The sequence below is a fragment of the Micromonospora sp. KC213 genome, from assembly GCF_004348325.1.
GTDB lineage: Bacteria > Actinomycetota > Actinomycetes > Mycobacteriales > Micromonosporaceae > Micromonospora.
Map to the genome: position 1 here is coordinate 1 of NZ_SMKF01000325.1, position 2,158 is coordinate 2,158.

At 68.7% G+C, this 2,158-nt stretch carries 2 protein-coding genes; both read right to left on the minus strand.

What is annotated here, in order from left to right; all coding sequences use genetic code 11:
- Positions 1-70 precede the first annotated feature (70 nt).
- Positions 71-859, minus strand: a complete 789-nt coding sequence (gene istB, locus E1166_RS30310) for an IS21-like element helper ATPase IstB (protein ID WP_132343219.1) — start codon at positions 857-859, stop codon at positions 71-73.
- Positions 859-2,088, minus strand: a complete 1,230-nt coding sequence (istA, locus tag E1166_RS30315; RefSeq protein ID WP_132343220.1) for an IS21 family transposase — start codon at positions 2,086-2,088, stop codon at positions 859-861. The genes istB and istA overlap by 1 nt, the downstream gene beginning before the upstream one ends.
- Positions 2,089-2,158: the final 70 nt, after the last annotated feature.

A 2,158-nucleotide genomic window follows, 5' to 3' on the forward strand; every position in this document is an offset into this window, starting at 1 on the left:
TGTCAACGCCGGCTGAAGTTTGACCCCTCTGTTCCGGCCGAATGTTGACCCCCTCGTTGGTTGTTGATGTTCAGTCGTTGGTCTTGGTGGCTGCGGGAACGCGGCCGAGGTCGCGGTCTTTGAGCCGGTAGCTGTCGCCCTTCATCGAGATCACTTCGGCGTGGTGGACGAGGCGGTCGATCATGGCTGCGGCGACGACGTCGTCGCCGAAGACTTCGCCCCAGCGGCCGAAGGGCTTGTTGCTGGTGACGATCAGTGAGGCTCGTTCGTAGCGGTTGGACACGAGTTGGAAGAACAGGTTTGCGGCTTCGGCTTCGAAGGGGATGTAGCCGACCTCGTCGACGATCAGCAGCGGGATCCGGCCGAGTTTGACCAGTTCGTCTTGCAGGCGGCCGGCGTGGTGGGCGTCAGCGAGGCGGGACACCCACTGAGCTGCGGTGGCGAACGCGACCCGGTGCCCGGCCTGGCAGGCCCGGATCCCGAGGCCGATGGACAGGTGCGTCTTGCCGGTGCCGGGCGGGCCCAAGAAGACGACGTTCTCCTTCGACGCCACGAAATCCAACGTGCCGAGGTGGGCGATGGTCTCCCGCTTCAGAGAGCGCTGGTGCTCGAAGTCGAACTCCTCCAGGCTCTTGCGGGCCGGGAACCTCGCTGCCCGGATGCGTCCTTCACCGCCGTGGGCTTCGCGGGCGGCGACCTCGCGTTGCAGGCAGGCGGCGAGGAACTCCTCATGCGTCCATGACTCCGCCCGGGCCCGCTCCGCCAGGCGTTCGACGGAGGCAGCGAGGGACGGCGCCTTCAGGGCGCGGGTGAGGAACGCGATCTCCGCCGCGACGTTGCGGCTGGTCTTGGCGGCCATCACGCAGCCACCTCAACGTCCAGGCCGAACAGGCGGTCGTAGTCGCTCAACGGCCGGCGTTCGACCTGGGCGTCAACGGCGGTCGTCGGGGTGCGTTGGGCAGCGACGCGCAGGTCCGCGGCGGCTTGCCGGTGGGCGGGATCGGTGATGCTCTGATGGCTTGCCCAGCAGCGGTCGTGCCGGGCCGCGGGTCGGCCGTCGCAGAGCACCGTCACGTGGTCGCAGTCGGCGGTGACCTCGACCCGCCGGCCCACCACCGATGGATGCACCGAGTAGTCGTTGCCGTCCAAGCGGACGTAGTGATCGCGGGGCAGCCGGGTGATCTGCCGCCATCCGACCACCGGCGCAACCGGTGGCAGTGGCAGCATGGCGGCCCGGTCGGCGTCCCACCGGTCCAGCGGGCGGCAGCCCAGCATCCGGTGTTGGCGGTTGTTCGCCCGCACCAGCCAGTCGGTGAGCTGGGCGTTGAAGTCGCCAGGTGAGGCGAAGCGGCGCCCGGGCAGGAACGACGTCTCCAGATAGCCGTTGGCCCGCTCCACCAGGCCCTTCGCCTCCGGGTCCGCCGGCCGGCACTGGATCACCTTGATGCCCAGGGTGCCGCGGAAGGCGTTCATCGCCTCGGTCAGCTGAGGCCGCCCGGCCCGCCACTGCCCGACCGCGGACTCGTTGTCCCACACCAACGCCTTCGGCACCCGCCCCCACCCGGAGATCACCGTCCAGTGCCCGACCAGCAGATCCGGCGACTGCCTGGTCGGGATCATCACCGCTGACAGCCACCGCGAATACCCGGACACCATCACCAGCACCGGTGGCCGGCCGACCTGCCCGAAGCCCAACGGCACGTCCGCCGGCGGGAACCACAGATCACACTGCGCCAGCTCACCCGGCAGATACTCCGTCCGCTGGCTCGGGTCCGGGCGGCGGAACAACGGCCGCAGAAGCTGCACCCGATCGGCGAACACCGTCTTGCCGCGAGTCCACCCGACCCGCTCCATGATCACCGTCGTCGGCATGTCCGGGAACTCCGCCAACAACGCCCTAATCTGCGGCTCGACCGCGTCCACGATCGAACCCTTCGCCGCCCGCTGATAGCGAGGCGGCTCATGACTGGCCAATGCCTTGCGCACCGTGTTCCGCGAGACCCCCAACCGACGGCAGATGGCCTTGATCGCCATCCGCTCCGCCCGGTGCAACCGACGGATCTCCGCCCAGTCCTCCACGCTCAGCACCTCCCGATGCTTTCGGAGGGGGTCAAAGTTCAGCCGGAACCACGGGGTCAGTTTTCAGGCGGAGCCGACA